Origin of the sequence: Fodinibius halophilus, assembly GCF_011059105.1 — a bacterium.
Taxonomy (GTDB): domain Bacteria; phylum Bacteroidota; class Rhodothermia; order Balneolales; family Balneolaceae; genus Fodinibius; species Fodinibius halophilus.
Genome location: NZ_JAALLS010000013.1, coordinates 104,463 through 121,373, shown reverse-complemented (window position 1 = coordinate 121,373; position 16,911 = coordinate 104,463). Strand labels below are relative to the sequence as shown.

Here is a 16,911-nt window from a genome sequence, read left to right as displayed (position 1 = left end):
AACTCACTGTCCATTTTTTTGTAGCAATTCCATAGCGTGACTTTTTTAAACATTGATGAAAATATGATTAGTTAGTTTTTTAGTTATAGTTAAATAGTAAATCGCTTTCCATACTTATCGTCTTAGCCAATTCACACTTAAGAAATATGACGGAACTTGAATAACTGTTGGAAGGGTCATTTGATTAATGTCATACGTTGTGCTTCAGAAAAATCACCAGCATCAATTTTCAGAAAGTAAACTCCGCTTGATAATCGACTTCCGTCAAATCGTACGGTATATCGCCCCGGTTGCTGATTTTTATCAACTAAAGTACGTACTTGCTGCCCAAGTATGTTATAAACATTTACTGAAACCTTAATCTGTTCAGGAATTTCGTACTGAATGGTAGTTGATGGATTAAAAGGATTAGGATAGTTAGGGAATAATTTAAAGGTTAGTTTTTGTTTTTGGTCAGTCCTTCTCTTTAAGATTATTTCCCCCACTTCATTATTGATCATAAATCTTTTTCCGGCAGCAAGGGAAATTGATTTTTCACTTTTATTGTCAATCAGTTTTAGGGTATAGCTCGTATTACTCGCACTATTTTTTTGTAATCTAACCTGTATCGGATAATCTTTTGCTTCAAGTGAAAGTGAGACAGAATCACCATCAGCTATAGCAAAACCATCTTTGGTACGAATATCTAAGGTTGGTTCTGGTGCCATTGGTGGAAGCCTGAACTTATTATATTCAGACAAAACAAGTGAACCTTTCGCATAAGGAATCACTTGTTTTACCCCTTGACTAGTAAATATAATTCGATCCCTTTGACTTGAAGAATTTTGGGAGGTACGCTTATATTTTGCATTATCAGTTACTCCAATTCTACGTATAATATCTCCTTTATTTTCACCAAATACCCAATAGGCAGAGCCGGGAACCATTTCTATAGCTTCTTGATAGGTCTTATTCTGCATATCATATTTATATATCGGTACTTGAGCTGATATTGCGTTATTAGGGTCAACTATTGAACTAATATGAACAGTATCCGACAAACTCCCGATAAGATGCCAATGATCAGCTGATATCGAAATGGTATCTCTATTAACGCCAATTCCAGATATATTTAATTGGTTTGCTCCTTTTTCTTTAACCCAATACCCCAAATTAGAATCTTTAATTTGGGATTTCGATTTATAGGTTTCTCCAGGCAAAAATCCTACAACTCGTAAAGAATCCTCACTAATTATCGGAGTCTTGGTGTTATTACTGATAAATATCCATTCATCTGAAGAAAGTTGAATAGATTTATCAATATAACTTGTTACAGGCTTTTTAGGACCTTTGTTGCCGTATTGATTAACAGCCTGAACTGCTAAAAATGTGGTACCTTTAGTATTTATCTCATAGGTGGTTTGAGTAGCAGATATGGTGTCAATAGGTGATAACTTAGTTGAACTTTTTCCAGTATTGATTATATACTCTGACGCATTATTGTAAGTGTTTTTTTGCCATTGAATTTTTAATTCTCCAGATATTTCTTGGGAAGAGAGATTTGTAACCCGTCTTGGTACCTTCGACTCCGCTGGAGGTATTTTGGTATTCCATGAAGTATTTTCCCCAATATAATTTGTTACCGGTGTAAAATTGTGCCCTTGACGAGAAGAAAGACTGGGATCATCTTTTCCATAATGCTTGGCAAAAATTGAATAATAGGTCATTTCAGTATCATTAAGCAACCTCTTATTACTTTCAGCCACAAAACCAATACGGAAATTTCGTTGAGCATTTTCGGGACCGGGTTTTCGTACTCCAATTTCTTCTTGAATCTCTTGAATTGTTAATTCTTGCGATATCTGATCTTTATGTAGAGTATCAGGAGGATTAGTCCAACTTGGACAGTAGTGGGTTTGATTTATAGAATCTGGCACAACACGAGAAACAGGAACCCTTTCTCCAGAGATAAGTCCCATTAAGTAAAGGTCTAAAAGGGGCGCTTTACTGTTTCCACCTCTTGCTTCATTACAATTAAAAACAAAGGTGCTATCAGATTGCCATTCCCATTTTATCCCACCCAATAAGCTAGCTATATTGCTAGTAGGTTTGTAATGGGATCCCTCAGTAATACTTAAATTTCTTTTTGCTGCCCACTGATGCATGAGTTCATGGGTAACATTATTTCCGGTTAATCCCCTGTCGTAAATATCAAAAATGTTGTAACCTTTTAACCTACCAGCACTTCCATAATATTCACTATTATCAAATACTAAAGTACCTATACCTTTGTTTTCTTGCTTTACAGTTCCATGTAAGCCTGCAACAAAATTGTTAGGATGAAGCCTATCGTTATATTCAACCCTGTAAGTTGAGATAAAATTTAGAAAATCGAACACATCTGGCATTAATTTATAAATACGTTTAACTAATGGCCTAATACTCGACCCATAAGTATTTGTATATCTCTCACTTGTTTTGACATTAATAAGATGGGGAGATATTTGGGCATCATCTGCTAACTTTTCTTTTGAGACTATTGGTATATCTTCTTGGAGTATTCCCACACTGGGTTTAATCAAGAATTCTTCTGTGTTACCCTTTTCTGTTTCTATATAAACTCCCTCACCAATAAGTCCAATATCTACTCCTTTAGGACTTGATGAATCAAGAAGGTAATGCTCATACATTTTGACATCGGTATTATATCGGAAGGGACCTGCTGTATATATGCTATCTCCAGCTACTTTATCAACTCCAACGCCATCATCAAGTAAAAGTATTTCAGTGTTCTTAGGTAAATCAATTTTATAATCTCCACTTCCTGTCTTAATGTATACTCTGGTCGGCTGTTGATTAAGTTCAACCTCAAGCCTGAATTCTTCTATGCCATCATTTCTAATCACACCGGGAATAGCTTCCCATGCACGACTATCAGATGGTAATGAATTACTTTGAGGTTGCTGACCAACTGTCTTGCCGAGTCTATGGATTGATTTAATTTCACTTCCTGAAATGCGAGGAATACCTTGCCGATCATATCTTCCGATGAGAGAAGGAGGAACACCTTGTTTAATTAAATGTTCTCTATACTCATTGGTTTGTATTTCCTGTGCTAAAGAAAATTGTATTGGTACTAGTATAAGAATGGCAGGTAAAACAAAAATGCTATACTTCAATGGCATAGAAGATTAGATTCAAGTTAGCGTCTTACTCTAAGTATCGGCGGAGTTCTCTTATTTTTTAATTTTCTTTTACTCTATATTTGATAAGCAAACTACCAGAAGATTGCCCACTTACTGTATATTCACTTTTTTCTGTCATATCTACTTCAAAAGCACTCTCAATATCGGTCAAAACTAACTCTCCTTCTCCTCCCAATTGATCAAGTATTCTCCAAGACAAAAATAAACTTTCGCCAACACCTAATTCATATTTGAGCTCCCAATCACTAATTTGAACCCCTAGTTTACGATAATCATGTAGAAGATTTTTATCTATTGTTGCAAAATAGGTATGTGTGACTCCTTCAGGGGGAGAAGGAGGAGTATCTTTATCAATACTTTTATCATATCCTTTCGTAGCCCCTTCTTTTTGCCCAAACTCCAGTTTTATAACATTTTTGTCGACATCTTCAGTTTCCAGACTTACCGAAAAACTGTTTTGATATAACTCATCACCCGAATTACTACTACCAAAGCATCCCACCAAAAAGAAACAGATTAATACGTACGAAATTAATTTAGTTATTCTCATTACTTATAATATTTTCACCCAGTTTTTTATTAAAAGCTTCTAATAAGCCGGCGGATTTTACAAAAACTGAATAATAAACCCAAAAGACTTTATCTATTTGATATGCACTTCACGATTCTCATAATTCAACATTTTTAATTAGTGAGGGCAGGAAGTGAATTGATAGAAATAATTTAATCTTGATGAAAAAAGCTCTTCATTTATGATCTGACAAATAAACAGATTTGGGAGTTTATATCCACAAAACAGGAAGGGGAATAGGTACTTTGTTTAACCATCGTTAAACCAAAAAACCCTAAGTTGCTGATTATAAACAACTTAGGGTTTCATAAAGTACCCGAGGTCGGACTCGAACCGACACGACCGCAATGGCCACCGGATTTTGAATCCGGCGCGTCTACCAATTCCGCCACTCGGGCATAAAAAATATCACACTGTTTTATAGCGGTCCCAAATATAACATATATTACAGCACTTCTACAACGGGGAGTTCCATTTTTTTAAGTAACAGGGCAGAGCAGTAGTATAACATTCTTTTACCTTTGAACAGGGCAACATCAGGCAGAGAATTACCGTTAGCCATCTCTATAAAATAGTGGTAAATTACGAGCCATATTTTTTGAACACAGATTCACTGATAAACATATTTTTTCATGAAAACTTCTCGATTCTTAGCTGCTGCTGCCGCAATTATTCTCGTTGCCGGTGGAGCCATCTGGTACATTGTCAACGATTATTACGCCAATCAGCCGAAACAACAGCAACAGGCCGATGTGGTGATGTATAAAAATGAAGGGTGCAGCTGTTGTGAAAGGTGGGCAAACTACATGCAGGACAATGGCTATACGGTAAATAGTATTAATGCCGAAAATCTCTACGCATTAAAAGCAGAGGAGGGAATCTCCCAAAATTTAGGGTCTTGCCACACTGCTATCGTCGGGGACTATGTAGTAGAGGGACATGTGCCTGCCGAAGATATCAAGCGGCTGCTGCGCGAACAGCCTGATGCCAAGGGATTGGTGGTGCCGGGTATGCCGGAAAGTTCTCCGGGTATGAATACGGCACTTAACAAGCCTTATGATGTGCTTTTGCTTAAGAATGACGGCAGTACCGAAGTTTTTGCGCAACATTAAAAGTAGCATTTATGCATATGTTTAAATCTGTGCGATTCCCTTTCTTTATAGTGATGGTCTTGACGGCGGGCGTTTTGCTGACCGCCTGTAATACGGATAGCGAAGAAAAGAAATCCGAACCCAAAGAACCGCTGGAACAGCTGGATCCCTATTCGGCTACGATGTATCCTGCCCAAGCAGAAGCCAAAGCTAAAGACTTTACTGTTACCCTGGTTAACGGAGAATCGTTTCAGCTGTCGAAGCATAGGGGCAAAGTGGTGATGTTGAATATCTGGGCTACCTGGTGCCCGCCCTGCGAAGAGGAGACGCCCGATTTCGTGGATCTATACAATAAGTATAAAGATGACGGACTGTTGGTGCTGGGGGTTTCGATTGATGAGCAGGGCGAGTCGGTGGTAAAACCGTTTATGGAGAAGTACGATGTAAATTATCCCATGGTGATAGATGACGGCACCATCATGGATAAGTACGGTCCTACGATGGGCGTGCCAACGACCTATGTTATCGGTCCCGAGGGGAACCTGCAGTACTTTGCGGTGGGGGCTCTTACCAAAAAAGAGTTGGAACCGCGACTGCAAAAGCTGTTGGGGCTAAATCAAGAGGATAAAAAATCGTAGATCGCTTTGGCGATAACGAGTTCAATTTTGTTCAAAATTTATATCTCATCTGAGTTAACATTGCCAGCATACGCATTGTTCCTTGTTCAAAATCAATATTAATAGAGGGGAAAGTGCTCATAATTTTGACTTTTAAGCACGATATAGGGATTATACAGTTATAGCAAAAATTGGTTGCATGGGGCAATGTTTGAAGCAAAAAGGGAGGTAATAACATAGGCTGAATTAGGTGCCAATATTCTGCATGCTGATGCCTTAATTTTTTGCTCTTCTGTGCCGATAACCAGTCTTGCATTAAGCTATTTTTGTGACAAAAAGTATTGAAGCTAAAGCCGGCTATTATAAAAATATATTGGGTATTCGTGTACGAACATGGGTCCGGCTCTGTTTTTAAAAACTAACATAATAACCGGGTATCAGTTATGGAATGTAATTGTAGTAAAGGTACAGCTTTCCTAACGGCTGTTTTATTGTTTTTAATGGGGATCGTTTTTAGTATTCCTTCCGACCTTAAGGCTCAGCAAAAACCATGGAGTGAGAAGCTAAATCCGCCTTTTTATCAATTAAAGATGGAGCAGCTTAAACGCCATTTGCAACAGAATAATACCTCGCATTTTAATGGCGAGCAGTTGAGTCCTGTAAAGAGTGGCGTTGATCTGCCCTCGTTGAGTGATGAGTACACCGCTTTTATTGATGATCAAAGCTGGAACAGAAACTCCAATCCCAATCCATCTCAAAACTTTGCGCTCTTTAAACAGGGTAGGCCGGCCGGTAATATCGATGGAGATGCCAATGGCACCAACGATTATGTGGTAAGCAGTCCGGCCCGTGATGAACGCACTCCAGCACTGGAAGACCAGGTATGGAAAACAGCGGTTTTTTATGGTGATAACACCACAGGCACGCCCGATCAGATAGTCTATCGACGACTGGTGCCGGTGGGCGATATCAATGGCGACGGGTATGCTGATGCAGTAGCATATGAGCCGGGCTTCCTGGAGCATCCCTCTACTGATGACGATACGCCCTATATTTATACAGGTTCATCATCGGGCTATCAAAAAACATCGGTCGTTTTTCAGGGAATGGGGGAGAAGATGATCCCATTTCAGGATATCAACAATGACGGTTTTGATGATGTATTTATGTATTCGCCTTATGATGGCGACTTTTTTATTACTTGGGGGCGCACCTTACAGAGTTCTGATTTTTACCCACAGGATTTTAGCAGCTTGTTAACCAGTAATAATAAGAGTATTGCTGTCGATGATATTGATGGAGATACCTTTACAGAAATTGTAGAGCTCAGTGGTTACTCCGATACGGGTGGCCAGGTTGTGGTGTTTGAGGTTGATACGGCCGCACAATCGATGGCAGCCAATGATGCTGTCACCACCGAGCAGAGTTTTTCATACAGTGCGTTTGATGAATCGGCAGATTCGAATCATTTGAATCTTGTTGATTATGACGGTGACGGGTACCTGGAGATTTTGATAGGGCACGAATGGGTAGATCAAAAATACCTGGTGCCATATGATGCTACCAATTTACAGTACCAGAATACGGGCATTACTCTGTTTAATGGGCCGCTGTATCCCATGGGAGACCTGAATAATGACGGACATGACGATTTTGTAATAGCTGATACCACCAAGTCCAATAATCAGGCTCATATCGCTTATGGGCCGGATGATGTAAATACGAAACTGAGCCTTGATGTGCCTTTAAAAGGAGTTAATGGCACAGATTTGGGGTGGGAGTGGGGAGCCAATCTCAAGATGCAAGGCGTATTTGGTGATCTGACCGGCGACGGCGTCGATGATCTGTTGATTAGTCATTTCGAGTTTGATAATACCAGCCCCACGGTTGGTCGGCGCATAGTAAACGGAATCCAGAGCGGGTCCGAAACGCACAGTTCTAGCTTCCATCAATATTCGCTGGAGAATTTTTTTAGTGGAGTAGCTGCCACCGAAGAGGTTGGTGATTTAAATGATGACGGCATTGCTGATTTTGCCATCGGATTTTTTAATCTCAACAAAGTAGAAATATTTTTTGGCGGTTCAACTATTTCCAGCACTCCAGATAAAACAATCACTCTGAACTATAGCCCAATGGGGCTCGCCGGGGGCGACTTTAATAATGATGGCGTTGATGACCTGGTGATACCGGGAGGAACTGAAAATCAAAGCTCAGCTACGCTTTCCATATTTTTTGGCGGGCCTTCTATGGATGTTACTGCCGATAATACGATCAGTTCTTCAAATTTCCAGTCAGTTGACTATCCAGCTCTTGTCAATGCAGTAAATGTCGGCGATGTAAATAATGATGGCATAGAAGACTTTTTTATAGGGTCAGGTCCGGCTGCAAATGCTACAAACTCCGATGATCTCAACGACAGAGAATTTATTAATGATCTCTATCTCTTTTTTGGCAGCAGTAGCATCGATACCAAAACCGGTCCTGATATTACGATTTCTGTGGCCCCTACAGGCAGTCAGTATATGTGGGCCGGTGAAAGTGGAGCCGGTCTTGGGGATATCAATGCTGATGGAGTCGATGATTTTGCAGTGGGCGTTCCTTTTGTTCCTAACCAAAATAACGGTAGTACAGGACAGGTACAGATTTATAATGGTACCTCCAGCCCATCGTTTTCTTCTCCGGATGTTACGCTCAACGCCCCTGAAAGTACCACCGGGTTTGGGTGGAGTGTAACAGCGGGTGATTTTACCGGCGACGGACATAACGATATGGGAGTGAGTGCAATAAATGTGTATTCCGAGATGACAGATACCCCACCGCTTATTCAGATCTATCATGGGGGCACAGCTTTTGATACACAACCCGACCGCAGCTTGGCAATCCCGGATTTTCGATTTTATAATGAGGTAAGTGATGCCGGTGTATTAACGCAAAACCGGGGACAAATTGAGTCGGTTACCGATTTCACCAATGACGGTAAAGATGAACTGGTAGCGGGTACCGGTGACCGCAACTCACATGCCGCCCTGTACACTTTTAATAGTGCCAACGCGGTACCCGAAATTGCGATCAAAGCGCCAAACAAAGGGGCGGGGTTGGGAGGATCCCATGGAATGGCCGTGGGTGATTTCAACAACGATGGGCAGGTAGACCTGGTGTTGTCGCAGCCCAATGATAATAATGATGCGTTTCGATCTAGTCGGGTTTACCGGTATGGACTCCCCAAGCCCCTGGCGATTACCAAGGTTGAAGACGTCCCCGATGACCAGGGTAATAGAATTCGTGTGCATGCCGGCGGATTTTTTATGGATGCATTGAGTCAGAATATTTACGGCTTCGATAGCTGGAGCGTATGGCGGATGACCGAAAATGGTGGGTGGACAAATGTCAAAACGGTATCGCCTTCCAATGAAGGAGCACAGTTTGTTGATGTAACAGTGAATAAAAATCAGCCTACCGGTATAGATAGTGTTGATAACAGCTATGTTTTTCGGTTAGAGATCTTTGAGTCTGAAGGCGGAGTTATTGCTCGCAGTGATACTGCCTCTGGACGAGCGTATGATAATGTGGCCCCGTCGTCGGTCTCATCCGTGAATATCAAGGAGGAAAATGGAGATCAAATATTAAGTTGGCAGCCCGAAGGATACCAGGATATCAGGGAATACCTGGTTTACGAAACCGATGCTACCGGCAGTACGGTAAGAAAAATACTGGGACGAAGTACCAGTACAAACTTTTTGTTGCAAAATAACTTTGAAGGGGTTCAGAACTTCGGCATCAAAGCCCGGGATGTGAATAATAATATCGGGACCGCATCGGCACCGGTAACGGGCATTTTTCCCCAGACACAAAGCTATAATATTAAAGAAGGCTGGAGTCTTATCGGCTTGCCTGTTGAGGCCGGCCCGGGGGATATCGATTCATTGATGAGCTTGGTAAGTAATGGAGCTATCTATTCTTATAACGGCACCTATCAGCAGGTAGATGATATCCAGGCAGGGCAGGGGTATTGGGCCAAATTTTCTACGCAGGAGCTGCAAGAACTTACGGGCTTACCCGAGACCGAACTAACGCTCAGTCTTAAAAAAGGCTGGAATATGATTAGCGGAGTTGGCGGAGCGCTTGATGTGGCCGACATTAAAGACAAGAATGGTGTTATTGTACCGGGTACGGTCTATTCTTTTGATCAAAGTTATGCCCAGGCAGATACCATCCGTCCCGGCGCCGGTTATTGGATCCGTGCCTCGGAGGCTGCGAGTATAACACTTACCCATCCCGAGCTGTTAGCAAATAGCAAGGCCGCGAAAGAGAAGCCGGCATTAGCCAAGAGTTCGGAGCAGGTAGAAGACCCCTTCGATGAATTGATCATCTCTTCGGGCGACTATCAGCGAACGCTTTATTTTGGTGATAAGCTGCCCGAAAATACGAAAATGGCCAGTTATTCTTTGCCACCGCTTCCCCCCGGACCGGTGTTTGATGCGCGTTTTAAAAATGACACGAGACTCATAGAAGGGAATGATCTGTATGTGAAAATAAATAAATTACCTGAAACAGCGGTTACCGTTGAAACCCAAATGCAATCTATGGCTGAATACAGCCATTTCACTGTTAAAGAGTACGCCGACGGCCAGTTGCTTAAAAAGTACAGGGTAGGCACAAATAAAGAGTTCCGGCTTGCACATAGCGAAACGGATCTGGTACAGATGTCGCCCGCAAACGGTTCATCGGTGTCAGGTTCAAAGCTCCCCGACAGTTTTAAGTTGAAACAAAACTACCCGAATCCGTTTAACCCTACGACTCAGATTCGCTACTCAGTGCCTGAAGCAACCGAAGTTACACTTGAAGTTTTCAATATACTGGGTAAACGGGTGGCAACACTTGTCGATGAGCAGAAAGATCCCGGCAATTACCAGGTGACTTTTGATGGTGCTAATTTAGCCAGCGGTATCTATTTATATCGTTTGCAGGCCGGTAGTTATGTAGCAACCAGAAAGTTAATCTTGGCTAAATAAGTGAAGTCTTAAGGATTTAACCTCAAAGGGGATGTTATTATGAGATTTTTTGCTCTACTTTTCATTCTGGCCTTTTTGGCTGCTTCCTGTTCGGATGGTGGATTGGGTTATAATGATCCACTGTATGATATGAAGAGTTCTGTGAATCCCCAGGGCGAAGGAGAGGTAAATCCGCCTTTTGGAACCTATGTAGAGGGAAAAACGATCACGATTGAAGCGGTGGATATTCAACCGGCAGATACCATGCAATTCCTGAACTGGACGGGTGATACCACGGCTACAGATAACCCGCTTACCTTTGAAATAAGTCGCGATATGAACTTGGTAGCTAATTACGGGGTACCGGATTACATTTTTCGATTGTTGGTTGCCGATGGGGTTAATCCCCGAATGGATTTGGTTTTTGGGATGGAAGAGGGAGCTACTGATGGCTTTGACGAAGGTGTTGACCGGGAGTTACCACCGTCTCCGCCGGATAACGGATTCGATGCCCGACTTTCTATTCCGAGCTATGGGTTGGCAGAAGATTACCGTTCTTTTGATAAGGACAGTCTTGGGTGGCAGCTGGATATGCAATCGGAACTGGCGAATGATGTTACCCTGAAATGGGATTATTCCGACAAGACCTATTTCAACAGAATCCGTTTGACCGATAGCCCCAATGAATCCACCTTTACAGTAGATATGAAAACCAATAGCTTTTATACAGTTACTGAGGACACAAAGACAACACTTTATATTATCGGGATACGGTAGTTTTTAGTATCCCTCGGGATTTTTTGACTGCCAATTCCAGGAGTGTTTACACATATCCACCAGTTCATAGTTGGCCGACCAGCCTAACTCTTTTTCTGCTTTTGATGGATCAGCATAACAGCTGGCAATATCTCCGGGCCGTCGGTCAGTAATTTTATAGGGCACTTCTTGTCCGGAAGCCTCTTCGAATGCCTTTACGACGTCGAGTACGCTGTATCCTTCTCCGGTGCCTAAATTATAAGTGACTACACCGGGATCTTCTTCGAGCTTGTTAAGCGCTTTGAGGTGACCTTTCGCTAAATCAACGACATGAATATAGTCGCGAACTCCGGTCCCGTCGGGTGTGGGGTAATCATCACCAAAAACGGAAAGCTCGTCCAGCTTGCCTACAGCAACTTGAGTGATATAGGGCATCAGGTTGTTGGGAATGTCATTGGGATCTTCGCCAATACGTCCGCTGGGATGGGCCCCGACGGGATTGAAATAGCGGAGCAGCCCAATATTCCAGTTGTCATCCGATATATACAGGTCACGCAGTATCTTTTCGATAAAAAGCTTCGTTCTGCCATACGGATTGGTAGCAGAAGTAGGAAAATCCTCGGTAATGGGAACCTTATGGGGATCGCCGTAAACAGTGGCCGACGAACTAAATACCAGGTTTTTTACGTCATATTTGCGCATGATTTCACACAGGTACAGCGTGCCGGTAATATTGTTATGGTAATAGGAGAGCGGCTTTGCTACCGATTCACCCACAGCCTTGTAGCCGGCAAAATGGATGACAGAATCAATATCGTGTTGGCTGAAAATTTGAACGAGCTCTTCCTTATCCAGCAGGTCGGTTTCGTAAAAGGTGAGTGACTTGCCGGTGATATCTTCTACACGGTCCAGTGCCTCTTTTTTACTATTACTTAGGTCGTCAACAACAATAACGTTATCGCCTCTTTCGAGGAGCTCAACAACAGTGTGGCTGCCAATATATCCTGCGCCGCCTGTAACTAGAATATTCATTCACTAATAAGTTTTGTATTTAGGTATAATGCGTACTAAAAATACCGGTTGGGGAAGCATTAAAAAAAGCTTGATGAAATAATTATTCGCTTTCTTCTTCGGCCAGTTGGTTAAGTTCTTTTTTTATTAACTGGCAGTAGCCTACCATTTTTTCAACAGAATCGACCAGCTCTTGGTCTGTAGCATCCTCTTCAAGAAGTTCTTTAGAATGCTCATACTCTTCGATCACTTCATCAGCACCCATCATCTGGGCGCCGGGCTTTATTTTATGTCCGGCTTTGCGAAGCTCTGCCATATTTCTATCAGGGAGATGCGTACTATAGCCTTCCTCAAATTCACTAAATGAGGAGAGGCCGGCCTCACAAAATTCAATGACATACTCTGCATCATCAAAGAGCATGTCTTTAATTTTCTGAGGTTCTATAATCTGGTAATCCATGATAGCAGGTTTACTTAAAAATAAATGGTAGAGTCCATAAACACCTAATCGAAGACCCAAGATATCACTTTTGGTTGATTAGGTAAAGGCATGGTGCATAATAAGCTATTCATTTTGAGGTTCTTCAATACCATGGGGGCGTGGGCGTCCATTTTCATCAACATGCACAAAGACGATTTCATCAATTTTAATGATGGTATCTTTCGAAAATTTGTTACGGACCTCGCAACGAACGGTAATAGAGCTTTTACCAAACTCTACGGTCTCCATCCCAATTTCGATGATGTCGCCCAGTCCGGCTGAACTCACAAAGTTAATTTCTGACATAAACTTTGTGACGATATTCCCCTTATTGAGCTGGCAAGTTACGTAGATGGCTGATTCTTCATCGATCCAGCTGAGTACAGATCCCCCAAAAAGGGTACCGTGTGCATTTAAATCTTCGGGCTTGATAAGTTTTCGGCTAAAAAATCGCATAGTGGTGTATTGTTATTAGTAATATATGGCCCCAAAGATATGCATTTATTTATGCGGTTGCGTATTGAGATTGTATATCTTTTTCATAGCGTTTTCTTATATGTATTAGTGGCCTTTGCAAAGCTAACAGTCAGCCCATATTGAGCCAACTGTTATTACTCGAGATGACATGGGGGGCGAGGAAATAAATGCTTACTTTTTACACAACGAGCCATTTAAAACACAGTGAGAAATTTCTGTCTTGGCGTGATTCGTCCTAGTCCCCATTTAAACCATCCAAAAAGAATGTCATCCTGAACTTGTTTCAGGATCTATTTGACTAAGCTCGTGAAGTGCACCGCTAGGTGTGCGTTATAAACCCTATGTCATCTAACTGGTTGATTTTTGGGATTATTTCGCCCTGCTTACAAAGACAATTATTAATCGAGACGGTTTCACAAAGTTCTTTATCAATTTGCACTGCCGGAGTTACAGCTCTTAGTTCCAGCCTTCCGTTTCCTCGGCCCGCTTCCATTTTACCGGTGGTGCCGGTTCTTTTTTAAGCTCTATATCCTCTGTTTTTAACAATTTTTGAGCTTCTTTGACGGCACGGATTAGCTGAGGATCTTTGCCATTAATAACTTCTTTAGGTAGTTGCATTACGGGGAAGTCCGGGGCAATGCCTTCTCCTTCAACATCCCACTCGCCTTCTGTGTTGTAGAAGCCGCCACGGGGAGCAATCATTCCTCCGCCATCAATAAAGGAAGGCGTATCCCAGGTACCTACCAGCCCGCCCCAGGTTCGTGTACCAACGAGAGGCCCAAGCTCTTTTTCACGGAACATATAGGGCAGCAGGTCACCGCCTGAGCCCGCACGTTCGTTTATAATCATCACTTTAGGGCCCCAAAGGCCGGCCATCGGGGTGGTAAAGGGTGGGGATTTATCACCGGCCTTGCTGTTAAAGTAGCCGAGCAGTTCACGGTCCATCACATCAATCATATAGTCTGCCGCAGAACCACCGCCGTTATTACGTTCATCAATAACAACTCCATCTTTATCCTGCTGGGCAAAATAATAGCGGTTAAAGGCTTGGTATCCGCCTTGGCCGGTATTGGGCAGCCAAACGTAAGCGAGGCGGCCATTCGACATCTTCTCTACTTTTCGCCGATTCCCTTCAATCCAGGATCGTAGCCTGAGCCCGCGTTCTTCTTCTATGGGCACCACAGAAACATTTTCAGCTCCTTCCATGGATGGACTATCATTAATAGTGAGGATAGTATTTCGGCCGGCGGTTCCTTCAAAAAGACTAAAGGGGTTGGTGGGAGCGTCCAGCTCTTCACCGTTGACGGCGAGGATATAATCTCCTTCTTCTACCTCCAGGCCGGGTTGAGCCAGCGGGGCTTCCAAATTCGGATTCCAATTTTCATCGGTATAGATCCGTTTGATACGGTAATGCCCGTTGGCTTCTTCCAGATCTGCGCCCAACAGTCCTATAGAAACCTCATCCAGGTCTGGGTAATCTCCACCGTATGTATAGGAGTGGCCAACAGACACTTCACCTCCCAGGATGTCAATAAGGTAGCTCATGTCTGATCGATGGCGAATATGGTCAACCCAAGGTTCATACCAATCATAGATTTTATCCCAGGGAGCGCCATGTTCGTTATCTACATACAGAAAATCACGCTGAAAACGCCAGCCTTCTCGAAATATTTGTGCCCATTCGGCGGGTGGATTGACACGAACCCTGATATGATCCGTATCAATTTTACCATTGCCGGGTTCTTGGGGGGCACCGGTTGTGGATACAATACCCCATGTTTCGCCACTGCGATAAAGCAGGTTTTGGCGGTCGTGGGATACTTCTACTTGCTGTGCCGGAGTTAAAAATTCTTCCTGTTTTTCTTCGGTGATATTATAGCGATAGAGCGTTCCGCCTTCTTTATAGAATACATGATTTTCAGGACCGGCAATAAGGTCGGTATAACCTTTTTCCGGGATATCTATTGTTACCACACGGTCAGTAATATTCTCTGTTTCAATGGTTACTTCGGTGGTTTCTGAAGTATCGTTATTCTCGTCTTCTTTTTTGTCATCAGCTTTGGGCTCTTCACTGCTTTCGGGTAGAAAGGGAGAGGGGGTCTCATCATCCAGCAGTACCATATAAAGGCCGCGGGTAGTAGACATATCGTAGGAACTCATATCAAGCCAGCCTGTATTGAGGGCAAAGTCGGTGCTGGCAAAGAAATAGATATATTTGCCACTTTTATCCCAAACCGGATCGATGGAATCGGCCATGCGATCGGTAATCTGGTGCGTTTCACCACTTTCTATATTGTGGACCTTGATTACCCGATATTGACTTGGCAATCGTTTTGAATAGGCAATCCACTTACTGTCGGGCGACCATTTGGGATTCAACGTTCTAGTGGGATTAGCATAACCGTCGGTATCTACATGGGTGGCTTCGCCAGTGTTGGTATTTACGTACCAGAGCCGGTAATGGGTATCAGTATAAGATATATAGTTGCCGTCGGGAGACCAGGCGGGTTCAAAGAAAAAGGTAGGTTCGGGAAGTTCAATCTCTTTGGGTTCTTCAAGTCCTTTCTGGTCCGAAATATAAAGTCGGTATTCACCACTTTCGTCAGAAAACCATGCTATTTTTTGTCCGTCAGGTGACCATATTGGATACCGGTTGGCTACGCCGGAGCTTTTGGTAAGGTTACGCCAGCTTCCTTTTTCTTTTGGTACGGTAATAATTTCACCGCGGAATTGAAAAAGGGCCCGTTCGCCGGTGGCAGATAGGGAGGCATTACTAAGCGAGGTAGCCGAGGCATCAACCCAGCGCGGTCGTGCCCATGTCATATCGCCCCGAACATGAATTTCAATCTGTTTATGGCTGCCGGTAGCAGGGTCCAGCTCGTAAAGATATCCACCTTGTTCGTAGACAATAATATTGTCTCCTGCATCCAGATTCTTAACATCAAATTGAGAGTGAAATGTTTGTTGCTTGCTTTCTCCAGTTTGGGGATTGTAGAACCATACATTCATGGTATAATCACGCTCAGAAAGGAAAAAGACCTTGCCATTGAGCCAGACCGGGTTAATATGCCGCTCTTTATTGGCGCGCGGTGTTCTTTGTAGTTCATTATTTTGCAGGTCTACGACCCAGATGGGTTTTGCTTGGCCGCCACGATAATTTCTCCATTCCGGATCCCAAAAATCAACCGGTTGATAGGCAATGTATTTCCCGTCCGACGATATTTCTCCGGTTGCTGCTCGTGGTATTTTATGCTTCTGCGGCAATCCGCCATTCAGGCTAATGGTATAGAAGGTTTCACTTTTTGTAGGTACTCCTTTGCGTTCAGAGACGAAGAGTACTTTTTCGCCGTCCGGTGTCCATCCGGTAACTTCATCATTATCACCGTGCCAGGTAAGGCGTTCGGGTTGCCCGCCTTTGGTGGAAACTACGTAGACATCAGTATTTCCATCATATTGAGCAGTAAATGCAATTTTTGATCCGTCCGGTGAAAAGTGAGGATCGGTTTCACCGCCTTCACCGCTGGTAAGTCGACGCGCATCACCACCGTTTCTGTCGGTAATCCATAAGTCGTTGGCATAAACAAAGACGATGTGATCTTGACTTACCGTGGGTTCACGCAAAAGTCGGGTACCCTGTGAAAAAAGTTCAGAAAGAGGTAGAAGGGAAAAAAGTGTTACAATTATCCAGAATGATAAGGCTGTTATTTTATTCATAACAATAATATTTGAGC

At 42.9% G+C, this 16,911-nt stretch carries 10 protein-coding genes and 1 tRNA gene; 4 read left to right on the top strand and 7 right to left on the bottom strand.

Features of this window, described 5'->3' with window-relative positions; translation table 11 throughout:
* Positions 1 to 176 precede the first annotated feature (176 nt).
* The 3 genes from G3569_RS11270 to G3569_RS11260 all read right to left on the bottom strand — a co-directional run bounded on the left by G3569_RS11270 (position 177) and on the right by G3569_RS11260 (position 4,154).
* Entirely contained in the window at positions 177 to 3,164 is a 2,988-nt protein-coding gene (locus G3569_RS11270) for a T9SS type A sorting domain-containing protein (RefSeq protein WP_165269167.1), read from the bottom strand.
* Positions 3,165 to 3,222: 58 nt separating this feature from the next.
* Positions 3,223 to 3,735 carry a hypothetical protein gene (locus tag G3569_RS11265; RefSeq protein WP_165269165.1) on the bottom strand — a complete coding sequence of 171 codons (513 nt, stop codon included), beginning with the start codon at positions 3,733 to 3,735 and terminating at the stop codon, positions 3,223 to 3,225.
* A 334-nt stretch (positions 3,736 to 4,069) separates the two neighbouring features.
* Positions 4,070 to 4,154, bottom strand: a tRNA-Leu gene (locus G3569_RS11260).
* 234 nt (positions 4,155 to 4,388) lie between these two features.
* Here G3569_RS11260 and G3569_RS11255 point away from each other — a divergent pair.
* The 4 genes from G3569_RS11255 to G3569_RS11240 all read left to right on the top strand — a co-directional run bounded on the left by G3569_RS11255 (position 4,389) and on the right by G3569_RS11240 (position 11,232).
* Complete coding sequence (locus G3569_RS11255; protein ID WP_165269163.1) at positions 4,389 to 4,868, top strand: DUF411 domain-containing protein; 480 nt, start codon at positions 4,389 to 4,391, stop codon at positions 4,866 to 4,868.
* 11 nt (positions 4,869 to 4,879) lie between these two features.
* Complete coding sequence (locus G3569_RS11250; protein ID WP_205720155.1) at positions 4,880 to 5,485, top strand: TlpA disulfide reductase family protein; 606 nt, start codon at positions 4,880 to 4,882, stop codon at positions 5,483 to 5,485.
* 422 nt (positions 5,486 to 5,907) lie between these two features.
* Positions 5,908 to 10,476, top strand: coding sequence for an FG-GAP-like repeat-containing protein (locus G3569_RS11245; RefSeq protein ID WP_165269159.1), 4,569 nt, complete (start codon positions 5,908 to 5,910; stop codon positions 10,474 to 10,476).
* A 39-nt stretch (positions 10,477 to 10,515) separates the two neighbouring features.
* Entirely contained in the window at positions 10,516 to 11,232 is a 717-nt protein-coding gene (locus G3569_RS11240) for an InlB B-repeat-containing protein (RefSeq protein WP_165269157.1), read from the top strand.
* A gap of 3 nt (positions 11,233 to 11,235) precedes the next feature.
* Here the strand turns inward: G3569_RS11240 and galE are convergent, their stop codons facing one another.
* The 4 genes from galE to G3569_RS11220 form a co-directional block, all read right to left on the bottom strand.
* Positions 11,236 to 12,243, bottom strand: a complete 1,008-nt coding sequence (gene galE, locus G3569_RS11235; RefSeq protein WP_165269155.1) for a UDP-glucose 4-epimerase GalE — start codon at positions 12,241 to 12,243, stop codon at positions 11,236 to 11,238.
* Between the two features lie 82 nt (positions 12,244 to 12,325).
* The gene (locus tag G3569_RS11230) at positions 12,326 to 12,682 is read right to left on the bottom strand and encodes a taurine dioxygenase (RefSeq protein ID WP_165269153.1); all 357 of its coding nucleotides are present in this window, start codon (positions 12,680 to 12,682) and stop codon (positions 12,326 to 12,328) included.
* 105 nt (positions 12,683 to 12,787) lie between these two features.
* Positions 12,788 to 13,159, bottom strand: a complete 372-nt coding sequence (locus tag G3569_RS11225) for an acyl-CoA thioesterase (RefSeq protein ID WP_165269151.1) — start codon at positions 13,157 to 13,159, stop codon at positions 12,788 to 12,790.
* A gap of 477 nt (positions 13,160 to 13,636) precedes the next feature.
* The gene (locus G3569_RS11220) at positions 13,637 to 16,894 is read right to left on the bottom strand and encodes a S41 family peptidase (protein WP_165269149.1); all 3,258 of its coding nucleotides are present in this window, start codon (positions 16,892 to 16,894) and stop codon (positions 13,637 to 13,639) included.
* Positions 16,895 to 16,911: the final 17 nt, after the last annotated feature.

What these genes read in the sequence shown, in the direction of transcription:
- G3569_RS11225 (WP_165269151.1), bottom strand. Translation starts at nt 13,159, where the DNA reads ATGCGATTTTTTAGCCGAAAACTTATCAAGCCCGAAGATTTAAATGCA.
- G3569_RS11230 (WP_165269153.1), bottom strand. Translation starts at nt 12,682, where the DNA reads ATGGATTACCAGATTATAGAACCTCAGAAAATTAAAGACATGCTCTTT.
- G3569_RS11220 (WP_165269149.1), bottom strand. Translation starts at nt 16,894, where the DNA reads ATGAATAAAATAACAGCCTTATCATTCTGGATAATTGTAACACTTTTT.
- G3569_RS11270 (WP_165269167.1), bottom strand. Translation starts at nt 3,164, where the DNA reads ATGCCATTGAAGTATAGCATTTTTGTTTTACCTGCCATTCTTATACTA.
- G3569_RS11245 (WP_165269159.1), top strand. Translation starts at nt 5,908, where the DNA reads ATGGAATGTAATTGTAGTAAAGGTACAGCTTTCCTAACGGCTGTTTTA.
- G3569_RS11250 (WP_205720155.1), top strand. Translation starts at nt 4,880, where the DNA reads ATGCATATGTTTAAATCTGTGCGATTCCCTTTCTTTATAGTGATGGTC.
- galE (WP_165269155.1), bottom strand. Translation starts at nt 12,243, where the DNA reads ATGAATATTCTAGTTACAGGCGGCGCAGGATATATTGGCAGCCACACT.
- G3569_RS11240 (WP_165269157.1), top strand. Translation starts at nt 10,516, where the DNA reads ATGAGATTTTTTGCTCTACTTTTCATTCTGGCCTTTTTGGCTGCTTCC.
- G3569_RS11265 (WP_165269165.1), bottom strand. Translation starts at nt 3,735, where the DNA reads ATGAGAATAACTAAATTAATTTCGTACGTATTAATCTGTTTCTTTTTG.
- G3569_RS11255 (WP_165269163.1), top strand. Translation starts at nt 4,389, where the DNA reads ATGAAAACTTCTCGATTCTTAGCTGCTGCTGCCGCAATTATTCTCGTT.